Raw genomic sequence first — 24,198 nt, 5'->3', positions numbered from 1 at the left:
CGCGTGACCGCGTGTACGCCTATCGCTCTACCGCGGGTTCGCGAACCGGGAGCCAGGCGACGAGGAAGACGAACGCGCCGTTCATCAGCACGGCGAGCAACAGCATCAGGCTGTGCCCCAACCCCACCTTGTCGGGTTCGAGGTTGGGAACGAACCCCGTCTTGTCGACGACGATGTCCATTTCGGTGCCGGGGTCTTGAGCTGAGTGGGACGACGTCGGGGTGTAGTGCACCTGCCTGTCGCCGCACCGCAGTTCGTTGCTGTACGTCGTGGGGCCGCGTCGGCCTGGGTGTTCCTGGATGCTGATGACCTTGCAGTGCAGGGTCTCTCCGAACGCGGTGAGCCACAACGAATGGCTGCCGATGTTCGAGGGGAAGATGGTGACGATGCCGATCACCATCGCGGGAATACCGGCCCACCTCGACGGCTTGGGCCGGTAGCCCCCGACGATGGGGATGTAGAAGATCAAGCAGACGAGCATGGCGAACGCCATGAGGATGAAGGCCTTGCCGACCACCATGAACAGGAAGGCACCCGCGATGATTGCCGAGGTGAGCAGGCCGATGTGAACAAGTTCCTTCGGCTGGAGCTCCGGTCTGCTGCGGGTCACTCGTCCAACGACCCTTGCTGCCTCGGCAACGTTCGGCCCTGGTTCTCCAACTCGTCGTACTTCGCCCACTCGCGGAGATGGTCGGCCGTCGCTTTCGCGACCCAGCCTCCGTCCTCGATGTTCGGCATCGAGTGCGGCGTCACCGTGCCGTCCGGGCGCGTGCGCGGCTTGTAGGGCGTGTAAGCCCCGACCGCGTCCTGAGAATGCTCGGAAACGCTCTTGATGCGGTCCCTGTTGCTCCAGGGTTCCTCGTACTTGTTCTTCCAGACGTTGCCCGCGTCTGCGTAGCCGTCCTTGAACTCGCGACCGGCCTGCTTGAGCTTGTCGCCGGCGTCGCTGAGCGACGGGCGCGTGTTGCCCCAGTCCTCCAGCCGCTTGCCCGCGTCTGAAAGTCCGTCGCTCCGGGTCGAGGGGATGCGCGGCGCGCTCGAGCCGCTGCCCTTGCCGAACCTGCCGAGGTGTTTCAGGGCGTCGCCCAGTTGTCCGAAGAGCCCCTTCACACGGCTCATGATGCGCATGACGAGCTTGACCAGTTTGGCCAGCTGCTGCGTGATCTTGCCGAGCACCACCGCGCCCCGCCCGACGGCCCAAGCCGAGAACGCCGCGATCGAGCTGCCCAGCGACACCACCGAGGACCCGAGCGCGATGACCGCGTTGCGGATCACTTCCCAGATGAACAGCGCGATGAGATCGCGGATCATGCCGCGGATCGCCGCCGTGATGGTGCCCGCGGTGGCGATCTCGGACGCGACGTACGCGCTCATCTTCGACACCATCGCGATCTCGGTGGCCAGTTCGCCCTGGCTCTGGCGGAACTTCTCGGCCGCGGTGCCCTGCTCCCAGCACGGAAGCTCGCTCTTGACGGCCTTGTCCTGCTGTTCACCGATGTTGTGGAGATCGGCCGCGACCTGGTTCCAGGTGGTGACAGCAGCCTTGATCTTGTCACCGTTGCCGGCCAGCCAGTCGAGCGGTTCGCGCAGGAAGCTGAGGTGTTCGATCAGCCAGCCGATTCCCGCGGTGGCGAGTGCACCCACCGGATCCATGATGGCGCTCAGTACGTCGAGGCCGAGCGCCGCCGCGTTCATGCCGAACTCGGCGATGTCTCCTTCTCCGAGACGCATCGCCGAGTCGATGGTCTGAGCCAACGACTCGACAGGGCCCGCGCCCGCGTAGTTGTCGGTGTGCAGGGCTCCATCGCCAAAGCCGGTCCAGCTCATCGTGGACCCCCGAACCGGTCGCGGTTGGCGTCCTCTTGCGAGGCGTAAGTCTCCGCTGTGGCAACGGTGTCTTCGGATGCCTTTCTGACCGCGGTGGCCAGCTCTCTGATCGCGGCGGTCGTGCCCTGCGCCCACTCCTGCGCGTTCGAGGCGAAGAAGGACAGCAACTGGCCGAACGTGTCGCCACCGAGGTCGACGGCGGCCGCCTTGTCGGCGACGGCCTCCAGTGCGTCCTCCCGCGTCCGTTGACCCTTCGCGAACTTGAGCAGCTCGGCCGGTTCGACTCCGAAGCCCGTCATCGGAGCACGCTCCCGAAGCCGTCCTCGTCGTCATCGGCTGGACGCTGCGGCCTCGGTGGAGGAGTGGGCTTCTGTGCCGGGTCGCTCCACGAGACCTCGCGCATGACCTGGCCGTCCTCGGGCGGTGGTGGCGCTTCGTCTTCCTCCGGCTGCGGGATGAAGCTGCGCAGGAAGTCCATCGCCTCGGTGCCGCCGAACTCGGGCTCCACAATGGACGCCACCTGCTCGGCGGCGTTGATCTGGGCCTTCTGCACGGTCTGCATCACGAGGTGGCTCAGTTGCACGTGCGTCAGGCGCATCGCGGCGGGCGAGAACTCGATGTGCTGCAACGCGCCGTTCGGTGCGACCTGGACCGTCACCGCCTCGTTGGGCGAGGTGACCGTGCTGCTGGCTTCGTGGATCTGCTCCTGCATCTGCTGGGAGCGTTGCTGGAGCTGCTGTGCCCGGGACTCCAGGTCCGCGATCATCTGTTCCGGGTTCATCGTTCGCTCGTCATCGCCAGAACCTGTCCGAGGTGCCGTGCCAGGCCCATGTTGTCCGCGGGACTGATGGTGAACCAGCCGCTGCGGGTCTCGATGTTGGAGTAGCGGCCCCGGTTCGTGTCGATCCAGGTGACCGGCGGGAAGTCGCGCTTGGTGCGGCCCTGTCCCAGCTGCACGAGGAAGTGACCGTTGCCGATGGCGGGCCCGGTCAGCATCTGCTTGGCGATGCGGACGTCGTCGTTCTCCATCGTGCGGACCGCCTGGCGGAAGCCCTCCTGTTGCTGCTGCTGGGCTTCGAAGGCCTGGGCGGGCACCGTCACCGGCTTGCCCGGACCTGGGCGGCCCGGCGGCATGGCGTTCGCAAGACTCGTGGCGATCTCGTTGGGCTGCACCAGGTTCAGCGTGACGGCCGTGTCGTCCTGGGTTACCAGAACCGCATAACCGCCACGCGCCACCACGCTCGCGCGGACCAGCTTCTGCTGGTTCATGTCCGGAATGCAGAGGGCGATCACGCGGAGTTCCGGACGCGCCAGCAGCTTCAGCGCGTCCTCGAGGTCCGGCTCCGGCCTGCCGCGCCGTGCCAGGTTCCGGCGTTCGAGGTCGGCGTGCACGGAGGCCTTGATGCGAGCGCGTTCGTCGAGCGTCTCGCCGTGCTGGCTGACGTCGAAGGGGTAAGGGATGCTCCCCGCCCGCAGGTCCTCCCAGAGAACCTCGAACGCGGGCAGGGAGAGCTGCGCGATCTGCCTCATCCGCCGATCACCGGCGGCGCGACCATGCGATCGTCGTCGAAGAACTCATCGGTGGGGATGAGGTAGTTCGACTTGTGCTCCTTGTCGTCCTCCCCACCTTTGCCACCACCGGCGCCACCCCCGGCCCCCATGCCGCCGGCCGCGCCACCACGACCGGCCGCACCGGCACCCGAGCCTGCACCGCCAGGACCGTTGCCCATGACTCCGGCGCTACCGCCAGGGGTGGCGGGGCCGAAGCTGCCCATACCGCGACCGGAACCGCCGACGCCCGCCATGCCGCCAGGGCCCATGCCGCGACCGCCACCTGCGCCGCCGCCACCGCCGGGTCCACCGCGTCCCATGCCGGGACCGCCGCCGCCCGGAAGCCTGCCCTGGATGCCGCCGCCGGGCGGTCGCACACCGGGAGGCAACACGCCGGGCGGGGTGAACGGGGGCCGGTTCTGGCCGCCGGGGTTGTTCTGGTTGTTGTTGCCGGGCTGCAGCGACGGGTCCTTGACCTGAGGCGCGGCCCACGCGGTGTTGGTCGTGCCGTTGTTGGAACCTGGAGGCGTCGACGGCATGCCCGTGTTGCTGCTGTTGCTGAACTGCTGGTTGGCGTTGACGTTGCTCAGACTGCTCGTGCTGGTGGTGCTGCTCGGCTGCGTGACGCCCTGGTCCTGCGTGACCTGCGGCGTGGATTCCATGGTGGGCATGGACATCGCCGCCGACATCATCGTGTTGTCACGCGTCTGCATGACCTGAACGGCTTCTTCTTTAGCGCCCTGCTGCTTGTTGTAGGTCGACATCATTTCGATGGGAGCGCCCACCATCATGACGGGGCTCACGACTCCACCCTTGTTCGTGAGCCAGTCACCGGCGATCGCCAACGGGTCGAACTTGACTGGATCGGGCATGCTCTTGTTCGCCTGAACTGCCGCGTCCCGCTGTTGTGCGATGGCAGTGGACGTGCGCACGAAGGCTTCGCCAGTGTGGTCCGAGAAGGTCCCCACTTTGCCCAGCGCTGCCCGAACCCCTTCAGCTGCCCTTCCTTTCCAGGCATCCTGAGAACCGTTGACCAGGATGCTGAAATCGGTGGCCAGATCCTTGAAGCTGGTACCGATCGCCTTCCACGCGTCGCTGACAGTGGTGGCGGTGTCAGGGTTGTAGTTCTGGGTGACCAGAGCCTTCATCTGTTCATGCTGCTGGCCAGGGTAGTTCGCGTTCGGTGTCGGTACTGCGGGCTGAACGGGCGCCATGAGATCCCCCTCGGACGTCGTTATGGCAGCTTCGGTGCGATCAGGTCGGCGGCTTTGGACGACCGTTGGCAAGCGGCTGCGGTGTCCTCTGAGGTGGCAGTCAGGTTTCCGATCACCACGATCGTCGAAGTCTCGCTGACCGAGATCGCGAACGTGCAGATGTTCTTCGCTCCGTCCTGCGCCTCTACCTTGGTCGCGTCGTACTTGCCGACCTTGGTCTGCGAAATCTTGTCGCCGTCGAGGTTCAAGTCCTTGAGACCAGAGTCGGTTCGGATCCCCACGCGGAGTCCTCCGTTGCCGCTGACAGCCCAATCACAGCCGTCGGAGGTACCTACCTTTTCCGCTTCGCCCGGGTACTTGAGGCCGAGACTGGTGACGTCGGCTTCGGTGAGCAGGTCGCACGGTTTGACGGCCTCTAGACCCGAGGCCGAGTTGGAACCGCTGGTCGGGGTCGCAGTGCCGTCCGTCGGCGTAGGAGTGCCCGTCGTGCCGGTGTTGGTGCAGCCAGCGATGAGGGCAGCCAGGCTGACCGTCGTAGCGATGAGGATGCGCTTCATTACTTCCCAAGTTTCTTGAGCGAGTCGGCACCCGCTTGGTCAACGTTCTGGTAGGAGGCGCGGCTCTTCTCGATCTGCGTCTTGAGATCGTTGATCGCCTTGACGAGGTCCTTGATGGTCTGCTGAGCCGCGGTGCCGAACGTCCTGTTGCCCTGGCTTATCGATTCGGCGTATCCCCCACCAAGCTTGGTTTGCGTACTGAGATCCGCCGACTTTCGTCCGACCTTGTCAAGCTCGTCCTGCATCGCGGTGAGCTTCTTGATCATGGCGTCGACCAGATGTGGGTCGACGGACAGTTGCTGGGTTTCCACAGCTACCGCGATGGCCTTGCCGGCGTCCATGACGGCGCTCAGGCCGCTGCCGAAGATGCCGTCCCAAGTGCCCCCAGACGCCCTGTCGGCGAAACTGCCGACCTTGCCGCTTGTCACTGCTTCCTCAGACACAGAAGCTCGACCCTCCCCGATTGCGCTCTGTGGTCGACCAATGACCTTACAGTTGCGCGTCCGTTTGGGGGATGCGTTGAACTACTCAAGCTGTTCGGGTTAAAACTTTGCCTGGTCAGGGCGGTGTTGACTGCAGCAAGTGAGAATGAGGACGCGGGTCAGCGGATGAGTCCGGCCTCCGCGATCGCCTGTGCCGCGGGAAGGAGCAACTCGCGGCGCTCGTCCTGCGTGGGGTTCTCGGCGAGAGGCCCCCGAAGGCTGACGCTGACCTGGCCGAGCTGGAACTGGAGCGTCCAGTCGGTCCCGATCTTCAGCATGCAGGTTCGGCCGGTGCCGACGGACGGGGTCACGGCGACCGCTTCGACGATGTCGGGCCTGGACGTCAGGCCGCACAGCTGGGTGTTGTGCTCACCTGCGGCCTGCTCGTTCTCCCGGACGGACAGCGAGACGTGCAGCTCGCGGTACTCGGCCTTGTTCAAGTCACCGTTCGGCACCACGTTGTGGCGCTCGCAGGAGATCTGGCCTTCCCACTCAGGGCCTTGGCTCGGCGGGGCCGGGTAGAACGTGCCTTCCGTCATCGCCGCCTCACCCGCGTGCGCCGGGAAGGTCTTCCGGAACGCCGTCCTGCTCATGACCTCGCACGGGTTCTTGACCTTGCCGAGCAGTCCTGAGTAGACGTGGCGTACCGGGGCGGTGGGGCCTTTGGAGATCGCGGACTTCACCAGAGGTTCGAGTGCGGTCGCGAACGTCTGGACGTCCATCGTGCCGTAAGGCCCTGGGTTGTACGTGTCGATGTATACGTTGATCAGGAGATCGGGCTTCCACACGTCGATGTGTTGCGTAGTGGATTCAGCGTCGTTCCATTGGATCAGCGACAGGCCGTCCTCGGAGCGTGGGGTGCCAGGTCGTCGTGTTCCGCCGGTCTGCAGGAAGGCGAGGTCTGCCGCGGTGTTGAACGGTGTCTGGTGCACGCTCACCCTGAGCGAGTTCCCGTTGGACAGCGCGTAGGTGCAGTAGCTGGCGGAGTCCGTGGCGCTCTGGGCGACGGCCGCATCGGGTGGTACGTCGCCGTCGAGGTGTTCGTGGGTGACGCCGCCCTTCGCGTCCAGCGAGACACCGAGCCCCGTCAGCTGGTCGATCGTGATCACGGAGCATGCGTCGTACAGGGCGGTGCCGCCGAACTTCAGCGGCTGGCCGTCGCCGGGCACCTGTCTCAGCGCGCTCTCTTCCACCTGCTGCGCCTCTGCCGGGGGCTGGTGCCGGCTCGTGAAGTACTTGATGCCGAACACGCCGGCCCCCACGACGAGCAGCGCCGCCAGACCGATCGAGAGCCCGGTGATCAGCAGCGTGCGCGGTTTCGGCGGCGTAGGTGGTGGTGTGCCCACGGGTGCCCACGGGTTCGGTGGCTCTGCGCGTTGCTGGTCCATGATCTCCCCCAGATCTGAGCAAACCACTCAAAACTAGCTCTTCTGGGTGTGCCGCCGCAGGCTGTTAGCCGGGTCTCACGTCACCCTGTCGGGAGGGCTGGCTAGGCTCACCGAGGTGAGCACGGTCTACGACTGCAGCGAACCGGGCAATCGCGCGGCGGGGCTTGCCGCTGCCGCCGGCGCGGTGCGGAGCGGGCGCCTTGTCGTCCTGCCCACCGACACCGTCTACGGGATCGGCTGCGACGCGTTCGACGCGGAAGCCGTCCGGAGTCTTCTCGACGCCAAGGGGCGCGGGCCCGACATGCCCGTGCCCGTGCTGGTCGGGTCCTGGACCACCATCGACGGGCTGGTTCTCAGCGTGCCGCGGCAGGCTCGGGCGCTCATCGAGGCGTTCTGGCCTGGTGGGCTGAGCATCGTGTTGCCGCACGCGCCCAGCTTGGCCTGGGATTTGGGGCAGACGCGCGGCACGGTGATGCTGCGCATGCCGCTGCATCCCGTGGCCCTGGAGTTGTTGCGCGATGTCGGTCCGATGGCCGTGTCCAGCGCGAACAGGACCGGGCACGCGCCGGCCTCCAGTGCGCAGGAGGCTCGGGATCAGCTCGGCGACGCCGTGCCCGTGTATCTCGACGGTGGACTGAGTGGCGAGAACGTCGCCTCGACCATCGTCGACCTCACCGGGCCTGACGCGCTGATCCTGCGCGAGGGTGCGGTCACGAAAGAAGACGTCAACGAGGTGCTCGGCATCGAGGTCGAGGTCGCGCGGTAGCGAGCGGCTGCCACAATTGATCATGGTCGCCGCGAGTACCGTGGCGAGCACCCCGAACACCCCCGATTGATTGGTAGGCCCGTGGGGCCCGCATCCTCGTTCGTCCTTCCCGTGCGCGAGTACCTGCTCGTCGCGTTGATCGCTGCCGTCGTGACGTTCCTGCTCGTGGGGCTGGTGCGCGCGATGGCGTTCCGGCTCGGGGCAGTGGCCTACCCGCGGCAACGAGACGTGCACGTGCAGCCGATGCCGCGCATGGGTGGTGTCGCCATCTACGGCGGCGTGCTGTGCGGCATGTTCGTCGCGCACCAGTTGCCGGTGCTGCGGGCGGCGTTCGACTTCTCCAACGACCCGTGGGGCGTCATCGTCGCGGGCGGCGTCATCGTGCTCGTGGGCGCGATCGACGACAGGTTCGAGCTCGACTCGCTCACCAAGCTCGCCGGCCAGGTCACCGCCGCGGGCATCCTCGTGCTGTTCGGCCTGCAGTGGATGATCGCGTGGGTGCCGTGGGACGGCGGCGCGACCATCTCGCTCGACCAGAACCAGGGCGCGCTGCTGACGGTGCTGCTGGCCGTCACCATGATCAACGCGATGAACTTCGTCGACGGCCTCGACGGACTGGCGGCGGGCATCGGGCTCATCGCCGCCGCGGCCACGGCCGTGTTCTCGATCGGTCTGCTGGTCGAACGCCAGGGTGCCGTCGAGGCGTACCCGCCGGCCCTGATCGCCGCCGTGCTGGCGGGCGCCTGCCTCGGCTTCCTGCCGCACAACTTCAACCCCGCGCGCATCTTCATGGGCGACTCGGGCTCGATGCTCATCGGCCTCATGCTCGCCGCTGCCACCACCAGCGCGTCCGGCAAGATCAACCAGGCCAGCGGCAGCGCGGCAGACCTGCTCGGTCTGCTCTCGCCGCTCATCGTGGTCGCCGCGGTGCTGTTCGTGCCGCTGCTCGACCTGCTGATGGCGATCATCCGCCGCACCCGGCGCGGCGAGAGCCCGTTCTCACCGGACAAGATGCACCTGCACCACCGGCTGCTGGAGATCGGGCACTCGCAGCGTCGCGCCGTCCTGCTCATCTACTTGTGGGCCGGCGTCCTGGCGTTCGGCGCGGTCGCGCTCACGCTGTTCGACCCGATCATCGTGGCCACGTGCTTCGTCATCGGGTTGATCGTGACGTTCGTGGTTTCGGTGATCCCGAGGCTCAGGGATGCCCGCAGCAAGTCCTGACGAGACAGGTCAGATCGGGTTCTCCACGCACGGGCGGCCGAGCAGCTTGAACGTGCCGTCGTCCTGCAGTGACCAGCCCTCGGAACAGTGCTTCTGTCCGTTCGCGTAGTCGCGGTCGAGGTTGTAGTAGTAGAGGCTGTTCTGGCCCCACTTGCGGGTTTCCGAGGTCACGCTGTAGTCCGGTCCGAAGATCCGGAAGTAGCCGTAGAAGGCCAGGTAGGGGCCGACCGAGGTGACCTTGGTCCGCACCTGCGTCACATGTCCGCCATTGCCTGCGGCCGTCACTGCGATGCTTCCGTTGATGCCGCTCGCGTCCGCGTGCGCTGCGGGCGCGATCATCAGCAGTGCGGCCGCAGTGGTGGTCAGTGCGATAGAGGCCGTTCGAACCTTGCCCATCGGAATCCCCCTCCGATCGTGGTGGTCAACGAGGCCGACGCTAACCATCCGTTGCGCCAATTCACCTACATGAGGTGTAGGCGAATGGAGTAGCGTCGATGACGGTTGACTCACCTGGGGGGATGACAGCCATGGAGAGCTGCACGTTCGGCCTGCTCGGAGAACTGTCGATCGACAACGGCGCGGTGGAGCTCAAAGCGGGCAAGCTGCGTGGTCTGCTTGCCGCACTACTGCTGCACGCGGGAAAGCCGGTGTCGCAGACCGAACTGATCGAGCGGATCTGGGACGAGCCGCCGGCCAGAGCGTGCTCGACTCTGCAGGTCTACGTGGTGCGCTTGAGACACGCACTCGGATCTCTTGGCGCATCGGTCCAGCGCAGCAGTAGCGGCTATCGCATAGATGTGGACGCGAACCGCGTGGACCTGCACAGGTTCCGCGGCCTGGTTGCGCGCCACGACACCGATGCCCGCACCGAGTTGGGCGACCTGCGCACAGCGTTGTCGCTCTGGCGTGGGTCGGCGCTGGCCGACGTGGACTCGGAGGCGATGCGGTTCGAGGCCGACCGGCTGGACGAGGAACGGCTCGTCGCCGTCGAGCGCAGGATCGAGCTGGAGATCGAACTGGGCGCGCACCGCGAACTGGTCCCCGAACTGCTCGCACTGACCCGGCGGTATCCGTTGCGGGAACGGTTCGCGGAGTTCCTGATGCTGGCGTTGCACCGCGGAGGGCGTTCGGCGGACGCACTGGCGATCTATCGAGATGTTCATCGGATGTTCGCGGACGAGCTGGGAGTTCGGCCGGGACGACGGCTGGCCGGGCTCAACGATCAGATCCTGTGCGGCCGGGAAATTGGTGCGCCATCTTGTTTGGGGCCGCTTAACCGCCGTTAACGAGGGGCTGCCCGCAGGTGTCGCAATGCGGGTTCCTAGACTTCGGGACATGAGCGACGCGGACAAGGCCGTCACGCACGAGCTGACCGTCCAGCGACTCGCCGGAGAAATGTTCCGCGAGGCCGCGTGGGCCGCGCTCGGCACGTTTGTCCTCGGCGTCGTCGTGTCAACTGTGATCTGGGGGACCGCTGGTCTCTTCGGGTCATTGATCGGTGGTGCGATCGCCATCGGTTCGAGCCTTGCCACGCTGTTGTTGATGCGCAAGACGGCGGCGCTTGATCCGATGTTCGTGATGGTCGCCGCACTCGGCGGATTCATGGGCAAGCTGATCGTGTTGCTACTGGCGGTGATCCTGCTGCGCAACCAGCAGTGGCTTGAACCCAAGGCACTCGGAATCACCCTGGTGGCGACGGTGCTCGTGACGTCGTTCCTGGAGGCCAGAGCCTCCAAGCGCAGCCGAAGTCAGATGGTGGTCCCCGCCTCCGAAGGCGCCTAGACCTGCTGATATGGTCCGCGCAGACCAGGGACACCCGATAGCAGGGGTGCCTCTGGTAGTCGCTTGCGAACCGTAAGGTACGTTAAGTCCAGATCGTGACGATTCCCCCGGCGGAGTGAACGCCGGCCGGGAGAACCGGAAGGAACACAGTGACCAAGTTGCTGGCCTCGGGGGGCGAGTTCGTCGCTCCCGGTGTGAAGGACTTCTTCCTCCCGCCGATCTTCGGCTCGGTCACCAAGCCGATGGTCCTGCTGGTGCTGTCGATCGTGATCATCGGTGTCTTCTTCATTGCGGCGACGCGCAACCTGAAGGTCGTTCCCGGCAAGTTCCAGTTCGCCGCCGAGTCGCTTTACGACTTCGGGCGCAACAACATCGCCAGGGAGCAGATCGGCGCGAAGGACTTCAAGCCCTTCGTACCGCTGGTCCTCACGATCTTCTGCTTCATCCTGGTGAACAACCTGTTCGGGCTCATCCCGATCGTGCAGTTCCCCACGATGTCGCACATCGGCTTCCCGCTCGCCGTTTCGTTGCTCGTCGTTTACCCGGTGTACCACTTCGTCGGGTTCAAGCGGCACGGCTTCGTGGGCTACTTGAAGCACCAGACGATGCCGCCGGGCGCGCCGTGGTTCGTGCTCCCGCTGCTGATTCCGATCGAGTTCATCCAGAAGTTCATCCTGAACCCGATCACGCTGGCGGTCCGAGTTTTCGCGGCCATGTTCGCGGGTCACCTCCTGCTGCTGGTGTTCACCCTGGCTGGTGAGTTCCTGCTGCTGAATGGCGGTCTGACCGTCATCGTGGCGCCGGTGTCCTTCGCCTTCGCCATCGCGCTGACCTTCCTGGAGGCACTGATCATGTGCCTGCAGGCCTACATCTTCGCGCTGCTGTCTGCCAGCTACATCGGCATGGCGCTGGCAGAAGAGCACTGAGAAACACAAAGCCTCCGATCCGCGAACTCTCGCGGACCGAAGTGAAAGGGAACAGCAACAGTGAGCGCTTCCGTCGTTCTTGCCCAGGCCGGTGACATCAACCCGGGTCTCGCTGCTATCGGCTACGGCCTCGCCGCGATTGGCCCCGGCATCGGTGTCGGTCTGATCTTCTCCTCGGTCATCAGCGGCACCGCCCGCCAGCCCGAGGCCCGTGGCGTGCTGCTCGGCCTCGCGTGGACCACCTTCGCCATCGTCGAGGTCCTCGCACTGATCGGCTTCGTCGTGTACTTCATCGCGACCGCCGCGACCGGCGCCTGACCTAACCCTTCAACGCGTTAGGAGACGTCGTGTTCCACGCCTTGATCCTGGCCGCGGAGGACCCTGCGAAGGTCAACCCGGTCATTCCGCACACCGCGGAGATCATCCTCGGGCTCGTCGCCTTCCTGCTCCTCCTCTTCGTCGTCAAGAAGTTCGTCTCGCCGCGCTTCGAGGCGCTGTACGAGGAGCGGACGGCCAAGATCGAGGGTGGCATCGAGAAGGCGGAGCAGGCTCAGGCCGAGGCTCAGCGCACTCTTGAGCAGTACAAGGAGCAGCTGGCCGAGGCTCGCGCCGAGGCCGCCCGCATCCGCGACGACGCTCGGGCCGAGGGCCTGCAGATCGTCGAGGAAATGCGTGAGCAGGCGCAGGCCGAGTCCTCGCGGATCATCGCGCAGGGCCAGCACCAGCTGGACGCTCAGCGCGCCCAGATCGTCGCGGAGCTGCGTGCCGACCTCGGCCGCACCGCTGTCGAGCTGGCGAGCAAGGTCGTGGGCGAGTCCCTCGAGGACGACTCCCGCCGCCGTGGCACCGTCGACCGCTTCCTCAACGAGCTGGACGCCGTCGCGGCGCCCGCGAGCAAGTAGAGGCTGCCGATGACGTTGCATGCCGCAAGTCGTGAAGCTCTGGCAGCCGCGGAACTGCGGCTGCTGGAGCTGGCCGACGCCACCACGTCGACGGACGACCTCGCCAAGCTCGGCGAGGAGCTCTTCGCCGTGCTCGGCCTGCTGATCCAGCAACGGTCGCTGCGTGGCGCGCTCGCCGACGCCTCGTCCGAGGCCGCGGGCCGTGAGCAGCTGCTCAACGGCCTGTTCGGCGGCAAGGTGAGCGACGCGACCCTGCAGGTGCTGGTCGCCGTCGTGACCGCGCGCTGGTCCAGCCCGCGTGAGCTCGTCGACGGTGTCGAGTCGCTCGCCCGCACCGCGCTGCTGGTGCGTGCCGAGCGCGACGGTCAGCTCGACTCGACCGAGGACGAGCTGTTCCGGCTCGGCCGCATCGTTGCTGGTTCGAACGAGCTCGAGCTGCTGCTGGCGGATCCCGCCGGTGACGCCTCCGGCAAGGTCGCGCTGGTCGACTCCCTGATCGAGGGGAAGGTCAGCCCGGTCACCAAGACGCTGGTGGACCAGCTGGTCCGCAACCCGCGTGGGGTGCGTGTGGCGGACGGGCTCTCCGAGCTCGCCGACCTGGCGGCCAAGCGCCGTCAGCGTTCCGTCGCGCACGTCCGGTCCGCGGTGGCGCTGACCGCGGAGCAGGTCGACCGCTTGACCGCGACGCTGACCACGATCTACTCGCGCCCGATCGCGCTGCACGTCGAGGTCGACCCCGCACTGGGCGGCGGCCTCACGATCAAGATCGGCGACGAGATCATCGACGGAAGCATCGCCGGCCGGTTGGCGGCACTGCGCCGCAATCTCGCCAGCTAGCCCCCGAGCCCTTTCCCAAGAACGAAGAAGTGAGAGCAGGAACGACATGGCGGAGCTGACGATCTCGTCGGACGAGATCCGCAGTGCGATCGAGAAGTACGTCTCGAGCTACTCCCCGGAGGTCAGCCGGGAAGAGGTCGGTACCGTCGCCGAGACCTACGACGGCATCGCCATCGTCGAGGGCCTTCCGGGCACGATGACGAACGAGCTGCTCGAGTTCCCCGGCGGCGTCCTCGGCGTTGCCCTGAACCTCGAGGTCCGCAACATCGGTGCGGTCATCCTCGGTGACTTCGACAAGATCGAAGAGGGCCAGGAGGTCCGCCGGACGGGCAAGGTCCTGTCCGTGCCGGTCGGCGACGGCTTCCTCGGTCGCGTCGTCAACCCGCTGGGCACGCCGATCGACGGCCTCGGTGACATCGTCGCGGACGACACCCGCGCCCTGGAGCTGCAGGCGGCTTCCGTGCTGCAGCGTCAGCCGGTGTCCGAGCCGATGCAGACCGGCATCAAGGCCATCGACGCGATGACCCCGATCGGCCGCGGTCAGCGTCAGCTGATCATCGGTGACCGCAAGACCGGCAAGACCGCGGTCTGCATCGACACGATCATCAACCAGAAGAAGGCCTGGGAGTCGGGCGACCCGAAGCAGCAGGTCCGCTGCGTCTACGTCGCCATCGGCCAGAAGGGCTCCACCATCGCGGGCGTCAAGGCCGCGCTGGAGGAGGCGGGCGCACTCGAGTACACGACGATCGTCGCCGCCCCCGCTTCTGACTCGGCCGGCTTCAAGTGGCTGGCGCCGTACACCGGCTCCGCCATCGGCCAGCACTGGATGTACCAGGGCAAGCACGTCCTGATCATCTTCGACGACCTGACCAAGCAGGCCGAGGCGTACCGCGCCATCTCGCTGCTGCTGCGCCGCCCGCCGGGCCGTGAGGCCTACCCCGGCGACGTCTTCTACTTGCACTCGCGTCTCCTCGAGCGTTGCGCGAAGCTGTCGGACGAGCTCGGCGGCGGTTCGATGACGGGTCTCCCGATCATCGAGACCAAGGCGAACGACGTGTCGGCGTACATCCCGACCAACGTCATCTCGATCACCGACGGTCAGTGCTTCCTCGAGTCCGACCTGTTCAACGCCGGTGTGCGTCCGGCCGTCAACGTGGGTATCTCCGTTTCCCGCGTCGGTGGCGCCGCGCAGATCAAGGCGATGAAGGACGTCGCGGGTTCGCTGCGTCTGGACCTGTCGCAGTTCCGCGAGCTGGAGGCCTTCTCCGCGTTCGCGTCCGACCTCGACGCCGCGTCGCGCGCCCAGCTGGACCGCGGTGCCCGTCTGGTCGAGCTGCTCAAGCAGGGCCAGTACTCCCCGGTGCCCGTCGAGGAGCAGGTCGTCGAGATCTTCGCCGCGACCAAGGGTCACCTGGACGACGTCCCCGTCGCCGACATCCGTCGCTTCGTCGCGGACTTCAAGGACTCGCTGCGCCGCAACCACGCGGACCTGCTGGGCTCCATCGTGGAGACCAAGAAGTTCCCCGAGGACGCTCAGAAGCGCGTTGTCGCCGCCGTGACCGAGTTCAAGAAGCAGTTCACCGCTTCGGACGGCGCGACGATCGTCAACGAGGCGCCCGAGAAGGCGATGGACGCCGACAAGGTCGCCCAGGAATCGGTGAAGCTCCACAAGCCCGAGCCCACCAAGAAGTGATCTGAGCCATGGGCGCACAGATTCGGGAGCTCCGCCAGCGGATCCGAACGGTCAACTCGACCAAGAAGATCACGAAGGCGTACGAGCTCATCGCCACGTCTCGCCTCGCCAAGGCGCAGACCAGGGTCGCGGCCTCGCGCCCCTACGCGGACGAGATCACTAACGTGCTCTCCGCGTTGGCCGAGGCCTCGGCGAACCTCGACCACCCGTTGCTGACGGAACGCAAGAACCCGAAGCGCGCCGCTGTCCTCGTCGTCACCAGCGACAAGGGCATGTGCGGTGGTTACAACTCCAACGTCCTCAAGGCCGCGGAGCAGCTGATCGAGCTGCTCAAGTCCGAGGGCAAGGAACCGGTGCTCTACGCGACCGGCCGCAAGGCGATCGGGTTCTACAACTTCCGCCGCCGTTCGGTCACCGCGTCGTGGAGCGGGTTCTCCCAGACCCCGCACTACGTCAACGCCGTCGAGGCGGGTGACGCGCTGGTGCAGGCGTTCCTGGAGGGCACGGAGAACGGTGCGCAGGGCGTGGACGAGATCCACGTCGTGTACACCGAGTTCAAGTCCATGCTGAGCCAGACGCCGACCGCCAGGCGGATCGCGCCGATGGACGTCGAGTACACCGGTGAGACCCCCAAGGGCCCGCGCGCGGTGTACGACTTCGAGCCCAGTGCGGAAGCGCTGCTCGGAGCGATGCTGCCCAAGTACGTGAAGACGCGGCTGTTCTCCGCCATGCTGGAGGCAGCGGCTTCGGAGTCGGCAGCTCGTCGTACGGCCATGAAGGCGGCGACGGACAACGCGACGGAGCTCGTGCGCAACCTCAGCCGGGCGGCGAACTCGGCCCGTCAGGCCCAGATCACCCAGGAGATCAGCGAGATCGTCGGTGGCGCCTCCGCGCTTACCGGTGGCGCAGGAAGTGATGAGTGACATGAGTGCTACTGCCACCACCACCCGCACCGGCCGTGTGGTCCGGGTGATCGGTGCGGTCGTCGACGTGGAGTTCCCGCGCGACGCCGTGCCGGAGCTGTTCAACGCTTGCCACGCCGAGATCACCTTCGAGGCGGTCGCCAAGACGCTGACCCTCGAGGTCGCGCAGCACCTCGGCGACAACCTGGTCCGCACCATCTCGATGCAGCCGACCGACGGTCTGGTGCGCGGTGCGACCGTGACCGACACCGGCAAGGCCATCTCGGTTCCCGTCGGCGACGTCGTCAAGGGCCACGTCTTCAACGCCCTCGGTGACTGCCTCGACGTTCCCGGCCTCGGCCGCGACGGCGAGCAGTGGGGCATCCACCGCAAGGCGCCCGCCTTCGACCAGCTCGAGGGCAAGACCGAGATCCTCGAGACCGGCATCAAGGTCATCGACCTGCTCACCCCGTACGTCAAGGGCGGCAAGATCGGCCTGTTCGGCGGCGCGGGTGTCGGCAAGACGGTGCTCATCCAGGAGATGATCACCCGTATCGCGCGTGAGTTCTCCGGTACGTCGGTGTTCGCCGGCGTCGGTGAGCGCACCCGTGAGGGCACCGACCTGCTGCTGGAAATGGAAGAGATGGGTGTTCTCGCGGACACCGCTCTCGTCTTCGGTCAGATGGACGAGCCGCCCGGCACGCGTATGCGCGTCGCGCTGTCCGCTCTCACGATGGCGGAGTACTTCCGCGACGTGCAGAACCAGGACGTGCTGCTCTTCATCGACAACATCTTCCGGTTCACCCAGGCCGGTTCCGAGGTGTCGACCCTGCTGGGCCGCATGCCTTCGGCCGTGGGTTACCAGCCGACGCTGGCCGATGAGATGGGTGAGCTCCAGGAGCGCATCACCTCGACGCGTGGCCGGTCGATCACGTCGCTGCAGGCCATCTACGTGCCCGCGGACGACTACACCGACCCCGCCCCGGCGACGACCTTCGCCCACCTGGACGCGACGACGGAGCTTTCCCGTCCGATCTCCCAGAAGGGCATCTACCCGGCCGTCGACCCGCTGTCGTCGTCGTCTCGAATCCTCGAGCCGTCGATCGTCGGCGAGGAGCACTACCGGGTCGCCCAGGAGGTGAAGCGAATCCTGCAGAAGTACAAGGAGCTGCAGGACATCATCGCCATCCTCGGTATGGACGAGCTCTCCGAGGAGGACAAGGTCCTCGTCGGTCGCGCCCGTCGTCTCGAGCGCTTCCTCGGCCAGAACTTCATCGTGGCCGAGAAGTTCACCGGTCAGCCCGGCTCCTTCGTGCCCATCAAGGACACGATCGAGGCGTTCGACCGCGTGTGCAAGGGCGAGTTCGACCACTTCCCGGAGCAGGCGTTCTTCTCCTGCGGCGGGCTGGACGACGTCGAGGCCAACGCCAAGAAGCTTGCCGGTAACTGAGGCTCGCTGACTTTCGAAGGGCCGTCCCTCCTTTGTGGAGGGGCGGCCCTTCGTCATGTCCGGAGCACATGACGTTTCCGGTGAATGGAAACCGCCCTCCCGGCTGCGGGCCCTGACGTCGCACGATGCTCGGCATCACCAGGCCTCAGCGAGGAGGAAGAGCGCGTGAACAAATGGGTGTTGCCGCTGTGCTGGACCGCTGTCCTGCTCGACGGCTTTGACCTCGTCGTGCTCGGCACGGTGATTCCCTCGCTGCTGCAGGAGAAGCTGCTCACGACGGCGAGTGCCAGCGCGGTGTCCACGGCCGGGCTGGTCGGCATGATGCTCGGCGCGCTGATCATCGGGACCATCACCGACGTCATCGGTCGGCGCAAGGTGATGATCTACGCGGTGGCCGGGTTCTCCGTGTTCACGCTGGCCTGTGCGTTCGCGCCGGACGCGACGACGTTCGGGATCCTCCGCTTCCTCGCCGGGCTCGGGCTCGGTGGGTGCCTGCCCACGGCCATCGCGCTGGTCAACGAGGCCCGGCCGCAGCAGGGCGGGCGGGCCACCACCCTGATCATGACCGGCTATCACGTCGGTGCGGTCATCACGGCGCTGCTGGGGATCGTGCTGATCCCGCAGCTCGGCTGGCGGTCGCTGTTCGTCGTGGGTGCGTTGCCCGCGCTGGTGCTGATTCCGTTGATGGTCAGGAACCTGCCGGAGACGGTGGCGCGCAGGGCTCCCGCGCTGGAGGCGGTCGGGTCGCTGTTCAAGCCGGGTCTTCGCAAGGCCACGATCGCGTTCTGGGTGGCCTCGTTCATGGGGCTGCTGCTCGTGTACGGGCTCAACACCTGGCTGCCGCAGATCATGCGCAGCGCCGGGTACGAGCTCGGCACCGCGCTTGCTCTGCTGCTCACGCTCAACATCGGTGCTGTGATTGGACTTCTGGTAGCCGGCGCGGTGGCGGACCGGATCGGGATCAGGCCGGCGGCCATCGGGTGGTTCGCGGCGGCCGTGGTGTTCCTGGCGTTGCTGAGCATCAAGTTGCCCGGCTTCGGGGTGTACGTCGCGGTGCTTCTCGCCGGGTTCTTCGTGTTCAGCGCGCAGGTGCTCGTTTATGCCTACGCGGGGCGGGTTTACGAGGAGAACCGGGCGACCGGCATCGGGTGGGCCGCCGGCGTCGGGCGGTTGGGCGCCATCAGTGGGCCGCTGTTGGGCGGTGCGTTGCTCACGGCTGGTTTGGCGCACCCGTGGGGCTTCTACGCGTTCGCGTTCGTAGCTGCGTTGGGCGCAACGGCCGTTGGTGCGATTGGGCTGAAGGCGAAATCGGTCGTGGCGCAGCCCGGCTGATGGCAAGGTCGGGGGCATGGCCCGACATGCCCCGTACGACGATCCGGGAACCCCCGACCTCAGGTCGCCCTGGCGCTACCTGTGGTGGCTGGTGCTCGCGCAGCGGGGCCGGGTGCTCGCCGGGGCGTGGTGGGGGTCGCTGTGGATGTGCGGGCTGATCCTGCCGCCCTATCTGATCTCGCGGGCCGTTGAGGACGGTCTGCGGGGCGGTGATCGCGGCGCGCTGGTGTGGTGGTGCGCGGCGTTGGTCGCCACCGCCGGGACGTTGTCCCTCGTCGGGATCGCCAGGCATCGCACGATGACGCTGGTGCGCACGGATGCCTCGCTCAGGACGGCTCAGGTCGTCGTCCGGCACGTCACCGCGCTGGGCGGAGTGGTGCGGCGCAAGCTGTCCACAGGGGAGCTGACGTACCTGCAGAACGGGGACACGCAGCGGATCGCGCACGCGCTCACCAGTGCCGGGCCAGGCGTCGGGTCGGTGGTCGCGTACGCGGTCACGGCGGTGTTGCTGGTGCGGATCTCGCCGCTCGTGGCCGTCGTCGTGCTTCTCGGGGTGCCGGTGCTCGCGCTGGTGACCGGGCCGGTGTTGCGCCGGCTGCACGCGGTCGAGGCCGGATATCGGAGCAGCCAGGGAGCGTTGAGCTCGCGGGCGGGCGACATCGTGGGCGGGCTGCGGGTCCTGTCCGGGATCGGCGGGAAGCCGGCGTTCGAGGACCGCTTCCGGGCCATGTCCGGTGAGGTGCTGCGGGACGGCTACCGGGTGTCGGTGTGGCTCAGCTGGGTGCAGGCGCTCACCTGGGGCCTGCCGGCGGTGTTCCTCGCCGTGGTCACGTGGATCGTGGCGCGGATGGCGGTGACCGGTGCGATCTCGGTCGAAGAGATGCTCGCGGTGTACCTGTACGTCACGACGCTGATCGTGCCCGTCAGCTTCTTCATCGAGGGCGCGGACAGCATTCCGCGCGCGTTGGTGTCGGCCGGCCGCGTGGTGGACGTGCTGCGGTTGAAGCGGGACGAGCAGGACGACGGCGCGGGGACGTTGGACGTGAAGTCAGGCGCGCTGACGGTCGTCGTGTCGGCGAACGCGACGCTGGCGAGGGAAGCGGTGGACCGGTTGCCCGGCGTGGTGGCGGACAACGACGACTACCTGTTCCCGGGGACGGTGCGCGAGTCGGTCTCGGTGGCCGTGCACAGCGACAGCGAACTGGACGAGGCGCTGCACGCGGCGGCCGCCGTGGACGTGGTGGAGGCGTTGCCGGACGGGCTCGACTCGCACCTGGAACCGCAGGGGCGCAACGTGTCCGGCGGTCAGCGGCAACGCCTGCGGCTCGTGCGGGCGTTGCTGAGCGAACCGGATCTGCTCGTGCTGGTGGAACCGACATCGGCGCTGGACGCGGTGACCGAGGCCGCGGTGGCGAAGCGGGTGCGGGAAAGGCGGTCGGGGCGAACCACCGTGGTCGTGTCGTCGTCGCCGTTGTGGGCGGGGCAGGCGGATCAGGTCGTGCACCTGGAGGAGAGCCGATGAACCGCTTGCCGATCGCGGATCGTCGTGAGGTGCGGCGGGCGGCCGTGCGGTTGCTGCGGAGCGAACGGCGGGCGCTCGTCGTGGTGCTCGCGCTCACCGCGTTGACGGCGCTGACCGGGCTGGTCGGGCCGTACCTGCTCGGCAAGATCGTCGGCGGGGTGGACGACGGCAGCCTGACGCTGTCCACTGTGGACAAACTCGCACTGGGAGTGCTCGGGGCTGCGGTGCTGCACCTGTTCCTGGTGCGGTACAGCGCTTTGCAGTCCGCGCGGCTCGGCGAACGGCTGCTGGCCTCGTTGCGCGAGGAAGCGGTCAGGCGCACGCTGGCGTTGCCCGCGCGGGTGGTGGACCGGCTGGGCACCGGCGATCTGCTCACCCGTGTGACGGGAGACGTCGGCATCATCGGCCAGGCGCTGCGGGACAGCGTGCCCGAGGTGCTCACGGGCGTCGTGCAGCTCGTGGTCGTGCTCGTGGCGATCTTCTGGCTGGAGCCCGTGCTCGGTCTCGCCGCGCTCGTCGGCATGCCGTTCGTGGCGTGGGTGATGCGCTGGTACCTCGCTCGTGCGCGTGATGCGTACCTGGCGGAGAGCGAGGCCGCCGGTGACGTGGCGGAGATCTCCGCGGCGGTCGGCGAGGGCAGCCGCACGATCGAGACGTACGGGTTGCGCACCCGGCTCGTGGCGGTCGCGGAGGCCGCGATCGCGACGTCGTTCCGGGCCCGGATGCGGACGTTGCGGCTGCGGAACGTGCTGTTCCCGGTCATCGGTTTCGTGACCACGGTGCCGACGGCGCTGGTGCTGGTCGTCGGCGGCCTGTTCTACGCGGCCGACGGCGTGGGCATCGAGGTCGTCGTCACCGGCAGTCTCTACGTGTGGCGGCTCATCGAGCCGGTGGAGCGGATCACGCTGTGGATCGAGTTCCTGCAGCGCGGCGGGGCGTCGTTCGCGCGGGTCGAGGGAATCGGGGCCAACGTCGAACCCGCGCCCGCCGTCAGCGAACCGGAGGGCGACCGCATCGAGGTGAGCGGTGTCCGTTACTCCTATGTGGACGGCCACGAGGTGCTGCACGGCGTCGATCTCGTGGTGCAGCCGGGAGAACGGCTGGCGATCGTCGGCGTCTCGGGTGCGGGCAAGTCGACGCTCGGCAGGCTGATCGCGGGGGTGGACCGGCCAGCCGAGGGCTCGGTGCTCGTCGGCGGAGTGCCCGTCGCGGATCTCGCGGCGGCCGGTGAACAACGGATCGTGCTGGTGACGCAGGAACATCACGTGTTCATCGGCACGGTCAGGGAGAACCTCGCGATGGCGGCCCCGGACGCGCCGGACGAGCGGCTGCTCGAAGCGTTGCGCACCGTGGACGCGCGTTGGTTCGAGGAGTTGCCGGAAGGCCTCGACACGGTTCTGGGCGCGGGCGGGATGGAACTGGATCCCGCGCAGGCACAACAACTCGCGCTCGCACGGGTCGAGGTCGCCGATCCGCACACGCTGGTGCTGGACGAGGCGACGTCCTCGCTCGATCCGGCCACGGCCAGGCACGCGGAGCGCGCGATCGCGGCCGTGCGGGAAAGACGCACGGTGATCGCGATCGCGCACCGGCTGCAGACCGCGCGCGACGCCGACCGGATCGCGGTCGTCGACGCGGGTCGTGTCGTGGAGCTGGGATCGCACGACGACCTGGTCGCCAGGGACGGCACCTACGCGACGCTCTGGCGTTCGTGGCACGGCACCTAGGGGAGCTGGACCACCCTGGGGGCTCCTCGCCGCACCAAGGTGACCGCCTTGGTGCCGGTGGGCGCCAGCCAGGCGTGGTCGCGCTCCTGAGGGCCGATGACGGCGTTGAAGTCGGCGACGATCGTGCCCTGGCCGTCCGGCAGCGGCAGCACCGCCGGTTCGCCCTTGACCGCCTTGCCGCCGACGGCGGAGGTGCTGAACGTGCCGTCCGGCCGGCAGAGCGCGCCGTACGTCTCGAACATCAGGGCGTACCGGCCGTCGGGCAGCCACGCGCAGCCACGACCTCTTCTGCTCCGGGAAGTCCGTGGCGCAGAAGTTCCCCTCCCAGCCGAGGCCGGGTGGGGATCGAACGGGGAGGTCATCACTGATGATCGCGGGCTGGGTGAAGTCTCCGGGCTGGGGAACGGAGTCGCCGCGCACGAACACGGGCCGTTCGTCCACCGGGACGATGGTGAAGACCACTCCGTCCTGGTCGTGGGACGCGGAGGCCACGTACTGGTCGCCGGTCGGGCCGAAGCGGTAGAGCCCGGCCGTGCGATCCCTGGCTTCCGAGTCCACGACCTCGCGGTTTCACCACCTTGCCGTCGGTGACGAGACCGACGGGCGTCGCGGGTTTGTCGGAGGTGAGACGTTCACCTGCTGCGCGACCAGGGCCGTGGGGCCGGTCGGCGTCTGCCCGGTCCAGAAGATGTTCGGCTTCGACGAGACTTCGGTCACCGGCTCGTCCCGCTTCCACGGCTCGTCCTTCTGCGCTTCGTTGGCCAGTGCGGCGCGTGCGTAGGCCTCCGGAGGTCCTGATCCGGCGCCACTTGCCGTACATGGTCATGAGAACGTCCTGCAGAATGTCCTCAGCGGCGCCGATGTCGCCGCCGCACAGCAGGTAGGCGGTGCGCAACAGTGCCTGCGAGCGCAACGCCATGAGGTCTTCGAAGTCCTGCATGTCCCGCCTCCGGCGGTCGTCGAACGTACTGACACCGGGCGGGGCGGCAAGGTTGTCAGGCGACCGTTTAGACTCAGATCGACTCCAGACGACGAGGGAGATACGCGTGGCCGAGATGACCGTTGAACTGGTCGCCGTTGAACGCCGTTTGTGGTCCGGTAAGGCCACCTCTGTTTCGGCGCAGACCACCGAGGGCGAGATCGGCATCCTGCCCGGTCACGAGCCCGTGCTCGGCCAGCTGGTCGAGGGAGGCGTGGTGCGCGTGCGCACGACCGACGGTGGCCTGGTCACCGCCGCCGTGCACGGTGGCTTCCTGTCCGTGACCGGCACCGGCGTATCGATTCTCGCCGAAGACGCCGAACTGGCGGGCGAGATCGACGTGAACGCGGCGCGCACAGCGCTGCAGGACGCGGACGACGCAGAGCGCGCACGTGCGGCAGCGCGCGTGCGGGCCGTGGAACAGTCGGCCTGAGACCGGGCACGAGGCCGCAGCCGTGGGGATCACCGAGATTGCCGGCCTGATCCTTCTTGGGGTGGCGATCGTCATCGCCTACTTCGCCTGGCGCCGCATCCGGCTGCTGCGCGAGGGTGGCGTGCACGTCGCGCTGCGCAGTCAGTTCGATGATCGCGGGCGTGGCTGGCATCTGGGCGTGGGGCACTACCGGGGCGACAAGTTCGCCTGGTTCCGGGTGTTGTCGCTCGGGTCCGGGCCGAACGAGCTGATCACCCGGGACGGGCTGGAGATCGACGCTCGGCGGGAGCCGACCGGGCCGGAGGCTTACGCCATGCCGGTCGGGGCGATCGTGCTGCGGTGTCGGTCCGTGTCGGGTGAGGTTGAGATCGCCATGGGGCCGGATGCGCTCACCGGGTTCTTGTCCTGGCTCGAGTCCGCGCCGCCCGGGCGGTCCATTCCTTGGGCTTCTTGATTTGACGTGGTGCGAAGGGCGCGTTCCTGCGGGGCGCGCCCTTCGTGATTTGCGGGTGCGGGTCCGCTTGCGTTGGCCGTTCCTGTTCCAGCGGGGTTGGTTGCGTTCCGGGCGTTCGGTCGCCTTGCGAGGGTGGTCCCTCGGGTCGTGACGAAGTGCGGGGTTGCGATTGGGGCTTGACCTTGAGCCTCTGGCGGGATGCTTGACGGCCGGAAAAGGCCGGGCTGAAAAGCGCCCGGCCGTGCCCGAG

Annotated in this window: 29 protein-coding genes; 18 read left to right on the top strand and 11 right to left on the bottom strand. The window is 67.4% G+C overall.

Going from position 1 to position 24,198, the window contains the following annotated elements; genetic code table 11:
• Positions 1-19: 19 nt before the first annotated feature.
• From ACIRG5_RS30955 to ACIRG5_RS30915, 9 genes are all read right to left on the bottom strand, one after another.
• On the bottom strand, positions 20-610 hold the full coding sequence (locus ACIRG5_RS30955; RefSeq protein WP_402911091.1) for a hypothetical protein: 591 nt from the start codon (positions 608-610) through the stop codon (positions 20-22).
• Positions 607-1,827, bottom strand: coding sequence for a hypothetical protein (locus ACIRG5_RS30950; RefSeq protein WP_402911089.1), 1,221 nt, complete (start codon positions 1,825-1,827; stop codon positions 607-609). Before ACIRG5_RS30950 ends, ACIRG5_RS30955 begins: the two co-directional genes overlap by 4 nt.
• Positions 1,824-2,126: a type VII secretion target gene (locus ACIRG5_RS30945; RefSeq protein WP_402911086.1), complete on the bottom strand. Its 303-nt coding sequence runs from the start codon at positions 2,124-2,126 to the stop codon at positions 1,824-1,826. The genes ACIRG5_RS30950 and ACIRG5_RS30945 overlap by 4 nt, the downstream gene beginning before the upstream one ends.
• Positions 2,123-2,608 (bottom strand): YbaB/EbfC family nucleoid-associated protein, encoded by a 486-nt coding sequence (locus tag ACIRG5_RS30940; protein ID WP_402911083.1) that lies wholly within the window; start codon positions 2,606-2,608, stop codon positions 2,123-2,125. Before ACIRG5_RS30940 ends, ACIRG5_RS30945 begins: the two co-directional genes overlap by 4 nt.
• Positions 2,605-3,357, bottom strand: coding sequence for an ESX secretion-associated protein EspG (locus ACIRG5_RS30935; protein ID WP_402911080.1), 753 nt, complete (start codon positions 3,355-3,357; stop codon positions 2,605-2,607). The genes ACIRG5_RS30940 and ACIRG5_RS30935 overlap by 4 nt, the downstream gene beginning before the upstream one ends.
• On the bottom strand, positions 3,354-4,526 hold the full coding sequence (locus ACIRG5_RS30930; protein WP_402911078.1) for a hypothetical protein: 1,173 nt from the start codon (positions 4,524-4,526) through the stop codon (positions 3,354-3,356). Before ACIRG5_RS30930 ends, ACIRG5_RS30935 begins: the two co-directional genes overlap by 4 nt.
• Before the next feature lie 86 nt (positions 4,527-4,612).
• Positions 4,613-5,149 carry a DUF3558 family protein gene (locus ACIRG5_RS30925; protein ID WP_402911076.1) on the bottom strand — a complete coding sequence of 179 codons (537 nt, stop codon included), beginning with the start codon at positions 5,147-5,149 and terminating at the stop codon, positions 4,613-4,615.
• Positions 5,149-5,592, bottom strand: a complete 444-nt coding sequence (locus tag ACIRG5_RS30920) for a type VII secretion target (RefSeq protein ID WP_402911073.1) — start codon at positions 5,590-5,592, stop codon at positions 5,149-5,151. Before ACIRG5_RS30920 ends, ACIRG5_RS30925 begins: the two co-directional genes overlap by 1 nt.
• Before the next feature lie 158 nt (positions 5,593-5,750).
• Entirely contained in the window at positions 5,751-7,019 is a 1,269-nt protein-coding gene (locus tag ACIRG5_RS30915) for a hypothetical protein (protein WP_402911070.1), read from the bottom strand.
• A 115-nt stretch (positions 7,020-7,134) separates the two neighbouring features.
• Between ACIRG5_RS30915 and ACIRG5_RS30910 the strand changes: the two genes are divergently transcribed.
• Together ACIRG5_RS30910 and ACIRG5_RS30905 are read left to right on the top strand one after the other, a co-directional pair.
• The gene (locus ACIRG5_RS30910; protein ID WP_090008766.1) at positions 7,135-7,785 is read left to right on the top strand and encodes an L-threonylcarbamoyladenylate synthase; all 651 of its coding nucleotides are present in this window, start codon (positions 7,135-7,137) and stop codon (positions 7,783-7,785) included.
• Between the two features lie 81 nt (positions 7,786-7,866).
• On the top strand, positions 7,867-9,009 hold the full coding sequence (locus tag ACIRG5_RS30905; RefSeq protein WP_330272861.1) for an MraY family glycosyltransferase: 1,143 nt from the start codon (positions 7,867-7,869) through the stop codon (positions 9,007-9,009).
• Between the two features lie 9 nt (positions 9,010-9,018).
• Here the strand turns inward: ACIRG5_RS30905 and ACIRG5_RS30900 are convergent, their stop codons facing one another.
• The gene (locus ACIRG5_RS30900) at positions 9,019-9,405 is read right to left on the bottom strand and encodes a hypothetical protein (RefSeq protein WP_402911067.1); all 387 of its coding nucleotides are present in this window, start codon (positions 9,403-9,405) and stop codon (positions 9,019-9,021) included.
• Positions 9,406-9,527: 122 nt separating this feature from the next.
• Here ACIRG5_RS30900 and ACIRG5_RS30895 point away from each other — a divergent pair, with 122 nt between their 5' ends.
• The 12 genes from ACIRG5_RS30895 to ACIRG5_RS30840 all read left to right on the top strand — a co-directional run bounded on the left by ACIRG5_RS30895 (position 9,528) and on the right by ACIRG5_RS30840 (position 22,082).
• Positions 9,528-10,295, top strand: a complete 768-nt coding sequence (locus tag ACIRG5_RS30895; RefSeq protein WP_402911065.1) for a BTAD domain-containing putative transcriptional regulator — start codon at positions 9,528-9,530, stop codon at positions 10,293-10,295.
• A gap of 49 nt (positions 10,296-10,344) precedes the next feature.
• On the top strand, positions 10,345-10,791 hold the full coding sequence (locus ACIRG5_RS30890; protein WP_093592702.1) for a hypothetical protein: 447 nt from the start codon (positions 10,345-10,347) through the stop codon (positions 10,789-10,791).
• A 149-nt stretch (positions 10,792-10,940) separates the two neighbouring features.
• On the top strand, positions 10,941-11,717 hold the full coding sequence (gene atpB, locus ACIRG5_RS30885; RefSeq protein ID WP_093592705.1) for a F0F1 ATP synthase subunit A: 777 nt from the start codon (positions 10,941-10,943) through the stop codon (positions 11,715-11,717).
• Between the two features lie 60 nt (positions 11,718-11,777).
• Positions 11,778-12,035: an ATP F0F1 synthase subunit C gene (locus ACIRG5_RS30880; RefSeq protein ID WP_319977816.1), complete on the top strand. Its 258-nt coding sequence runs from the start codon at positions 11,778-11,780 to the stop codon at positions 12,033-12,035.
• A gap of 41 nt (positions 12,036-12,076) precedes the next feature.
• Positions 12,077-12,619: a F0F1 ATP synthase subunit B gene (locus ACIRG5_RS30875; protein ID WP_402911726.1), complete on the top strand. Its 543-nt coding sequence runs from the start codon at positions 12,077-12,079 to the stop codon at positions 12,617-12,619.
• Between the two features lie 3 nt (positions 12,620-12,622).
• A complete protein-coding gene (locus ACIRG5_RS30870; RefSeq protein WP_402911723.1) occupies positions 12,623-13,456 on the top strand; it encodes a F0F1 ATP synthase subunit delta in 834 nt (277 codons plus the stop codon).
• 46 nt (positions 13,457-13,502) lie between these two features.
• Positions 13,503-15,149 (top strand): F0F1 ATP synthase subunit alpha, encoded by a 1,647-nt coding sequence (gene atpA / locus ACIRG5_RS30865; protein ID WP_402911060.1) that lies wholly within the window; start codon positions 13,503-13,505, stop codon positions 15,147-15,149.
• Positions 15,150-15,157: 8 nt separating this feature from the next.
• Positions 15,158-16,072 (top strand): F0F1 ATP synthase subunit gamma, encoded by a 915-nt coding sequence (locus ACIRG5_RS30860; protein ID WP_402911057.1) that lies wholly within the window; start codon positions 15,158-15,160, stop codon positions 16,070-16,072.
• Positions 16,065-17,501 (top strand): F0F1 ATP synthase subunit beta, encoded by a 1,437-nt coding sequence (gene atpD, locus ACIRG5_RS30855; protein WP_402911054.1) that lies wholly within the window; start codon positions 16,065-16,067, stop codon positions 17,499-17,501. The genes ACIRG5_RS30860 and atpD overlap by 8 nt, the downstream gene beginning before the upstream one ends.
• A 165-nt stretch (positions 17,502-17,666) precedes the next feature.
• Positions 17,667-18,833, top strand: a complete 1,167-nt coding sequence (locus ACIRG5_RS30850; RefSeq protein ID WP_360047843.1) for an aromatic acid/H+ symport family MFS transporter — start codon at positions 17,667-17,669, stop codon at positions 18,831-18,833.
• Between the two features lie 16 nt (positions 18,834-18,849).
• A complete protein-coding gene (locus ACIRG5_RS30845) occupies positions 18,850-20,355 on the top strand; it encodes an ABC transporter transmembrane domain-containing protein (protein ID WP_402911051.1) in 1,506 nt (501 codons plus the stop codon).
• Entirely contained in the window at positions 20,352-22,082 is a 1,731-nt protein-coding gene (locus ACIRG5_RS30840; protein ID WP_402911048.1) for an ABC transporter ATP-binding protein, read from the top strand. Before ACIRG5_RS30845 ends, ACIRG5_RS30840 begins: the two co-directional genes overlap by 4 nt.
• Here the strand turns inward: ACIRG5_RS30840 and ACIRG5_RS30835 are convergent.
• Complete coding sequence (locus ACIRG5_RS30835; protein WP_402911045.1) at positions 22,079-22,324, bottom strand: hypothetical protein; 246 nt, start codon at positions 22,322-22,324, stop codon at positions 22,079-22,081. The two genes, ACIRG5_RS30840 and ACIRG5_RS30835, sit on opposite strands and share 4 nt — an antisense overlap.
• Positions 22,325-22,449: 125 nt before the next feature.
• On the opposite strand from ACIRG5_RS30835, the gene ACIRG5_RS30830 reads away from it, so the two are divergent.
• The 4 genes from ACIRG5_RS30830 to ACIRG5_RS30815 all read left to right on the top strand — a co-directional run bounded on the left by ACIRG5_RS30830 (position 22,450) and on the right by ACIRG5_RS30815 (position 23,948).
• Positions 22,450-22,605 carry a hypothetical protein gene (locus ACIRG5_RS30830; protein WP_402911043.1) on the top strand — a complete coding sequence of 52 codons (156 nt, stop codon included), beginning with the start codon at positions 22,450-22,452 and terminating at the stop codon, positions 22,603-22,605.
• 9 nt (positions 22,606-22,614) lie between these two features.
• Complete coding sequence (locus ACIRG5_RS30825; RefSeq protein WP_402911041.1) at positions 22,615-22,863, top strand: hypothetical protein; 249 nt, start codon at positions 22,615-22,617, stop codon at positions 22,861-22,863.
• A 265-nt stretch (positions 22,864-23,128) separates the two neighbouring features.
• Positions 23,129-23,494 (top strand): F0F1 ATP synthase subunit epsilon, encoded by a 366-nt coding sequence (locus ACIRG5_RS30820; RefSeq protein ID WP_090008738.1) that lies wholly within the window; start codon positions 23,129-23,131, stop codon positions 23,492-23,494.
• 22 nt (positions 23,495-23,516) lie between these two features.
• Entirely contained in the window at positions 23,517-23,948 is a 432-nt protein-coding gene (locus ACIRG5_RS30815; RefSeq protein ID WP_245821907.1) for a DUF2550 domain-containing protein, read from the top strand.
• Positions 23,949-24,198 lie beyond the last annotated feature (250 nt).

The organism is Lentzea sp. NPDC102401 (genome assembly GCF_044765805.1).
GTDB lineage: Bacteria > Actinomycetota > Actinomycetes > Mycobacteriales > Pseudonocardiaceae > Lentzea > Lentzea sokolovensis.
The sequence above is the reverse complement of the archived record's forward strand: the minus strand, read 5'-3'. Positions and strand labels throughout refer to the sequence as shown.

Bases quoted from the DNA above. Each gene is read 5' to 3' on its own strand.
- ACIRG5_RS30950 (WP_402911089.1), bottom strand. From the start codon at position 1,827: ATGAGCTGGACCGGCTTTGGCGATGGAGCCCTGCACACCGACAACTAC.
- ACIRG5_RS30945 (WP_402911086.1), bottom strand. From the start codon at position 2,126: ATGACGGGCTTCGGAGTCGAACCGGCCGAGCTGCTCAAGTTCGCGAAG.
- ACIRG5_RS30940 (WP_402911083.1), bottom strand. From the start codon at position 2,608: ATGAACCCGGAACAGATGATCGCGGACCTGGAGTCCCGGGCACAGCAG.
- ACIRG5_RS30935 (WP_402911080.1), bottom strand. From the start codon at position 3,357: ATGAGGCAGATCGCGCAGCTCTCCCTGCCCGCGTTCGAGGTTCTCTGG.
- ACIRG5_RS30930 (WP_402911078.1), bottom strand. From the start codon at position 4,526: ATGAAGGCTCTGGTCACCCAGAACTACAACCCTGACACCGCCACCACT.
- ACIRG5_RS30925 (WP_402911076.1), bottom strand. From the start codon at position 5,149: ATGAAGCGCATCCTCATCGCTACGACGGTCAGCCTGGCTGCCCTCATC.
- ACIRG5_RS30915 (WP_402911070.1), bottom strand. From the start codon at position 7,019: ATGGACCAGCAACGCGCAGAGCCACCGAACCCGTGGGCACCCGTGGGC.
- ACIRG5_RS30900 (WP_402911067.1), bottom strand. From the start codon at position 9,405: ATGGGCAAGGTTCGAACGGCCTCTATCGCACTGACCACCACTGCGGCC.
- ACIRG5_RS30895 (WP_402911065.1), top strand. From the start codon at position 9,528: ATGACAGCCATGGAGAGCTGCACGTTCGGCCTGCTCGGAGAACTGTCG.
- ACIRG5_RS30890 (WP_093592702.1), top strand. From the start codon at position 10,345: ATGAGCGACGCGGACAAGGCCGTCACGCACGAGCTGACCGTCCAGCGA.
- atpA (WP_402911060.1), top strand. From the start codon at position 13,503: ATGGCGGAGCTGACGATCTCGTCGGACGAGATCCGCAGTGCGATCGAG.
- ACIRG5_RS30860 (WP_402911057.1), top strand. From the start codon at position 15,158: ATGGGCGCACAGATTCGGGAGCTCCGCCAGCGGATCCGAACGGTCAAC.
- atpD (WP_402911054.1), top strand. From the start codon at position 16,065: ATGAGTGACATGAGTGCTACTGCCACCACCACCCGCACCGGCCGTGTG.
- ACIRG5_RS30845 (WP_402911051.1), top strand. From the start codon at position 18,850: ATGGCCCGACATGCCCCGTACGACGATCCGGGAACCCCCGACCTCAGG.
- ACIRG5_RS30840 (WP_402911048.1), top strand. From the start codon at position 20,352: ATGAACCGCTTGCCGATCGCGGATCGTCGTGAGGTGCGGCGGGCGGCC.
- ACIRG5_RS30835 (WP_402911045.1), bottom strand. From the start codon at position 22,324: ATGTTCGAGACGTACGGCGCGCTCTGCCGGCCGGACGGCACGTTCAGC.
- ACIRG5_RS30830 (WP_402911043.1), top strand. From the start codon at position 22,450: ATGATCGCGGGCTGGGTGAAGTCTCCGGGCTGGGGAACGGAGTCGCCG.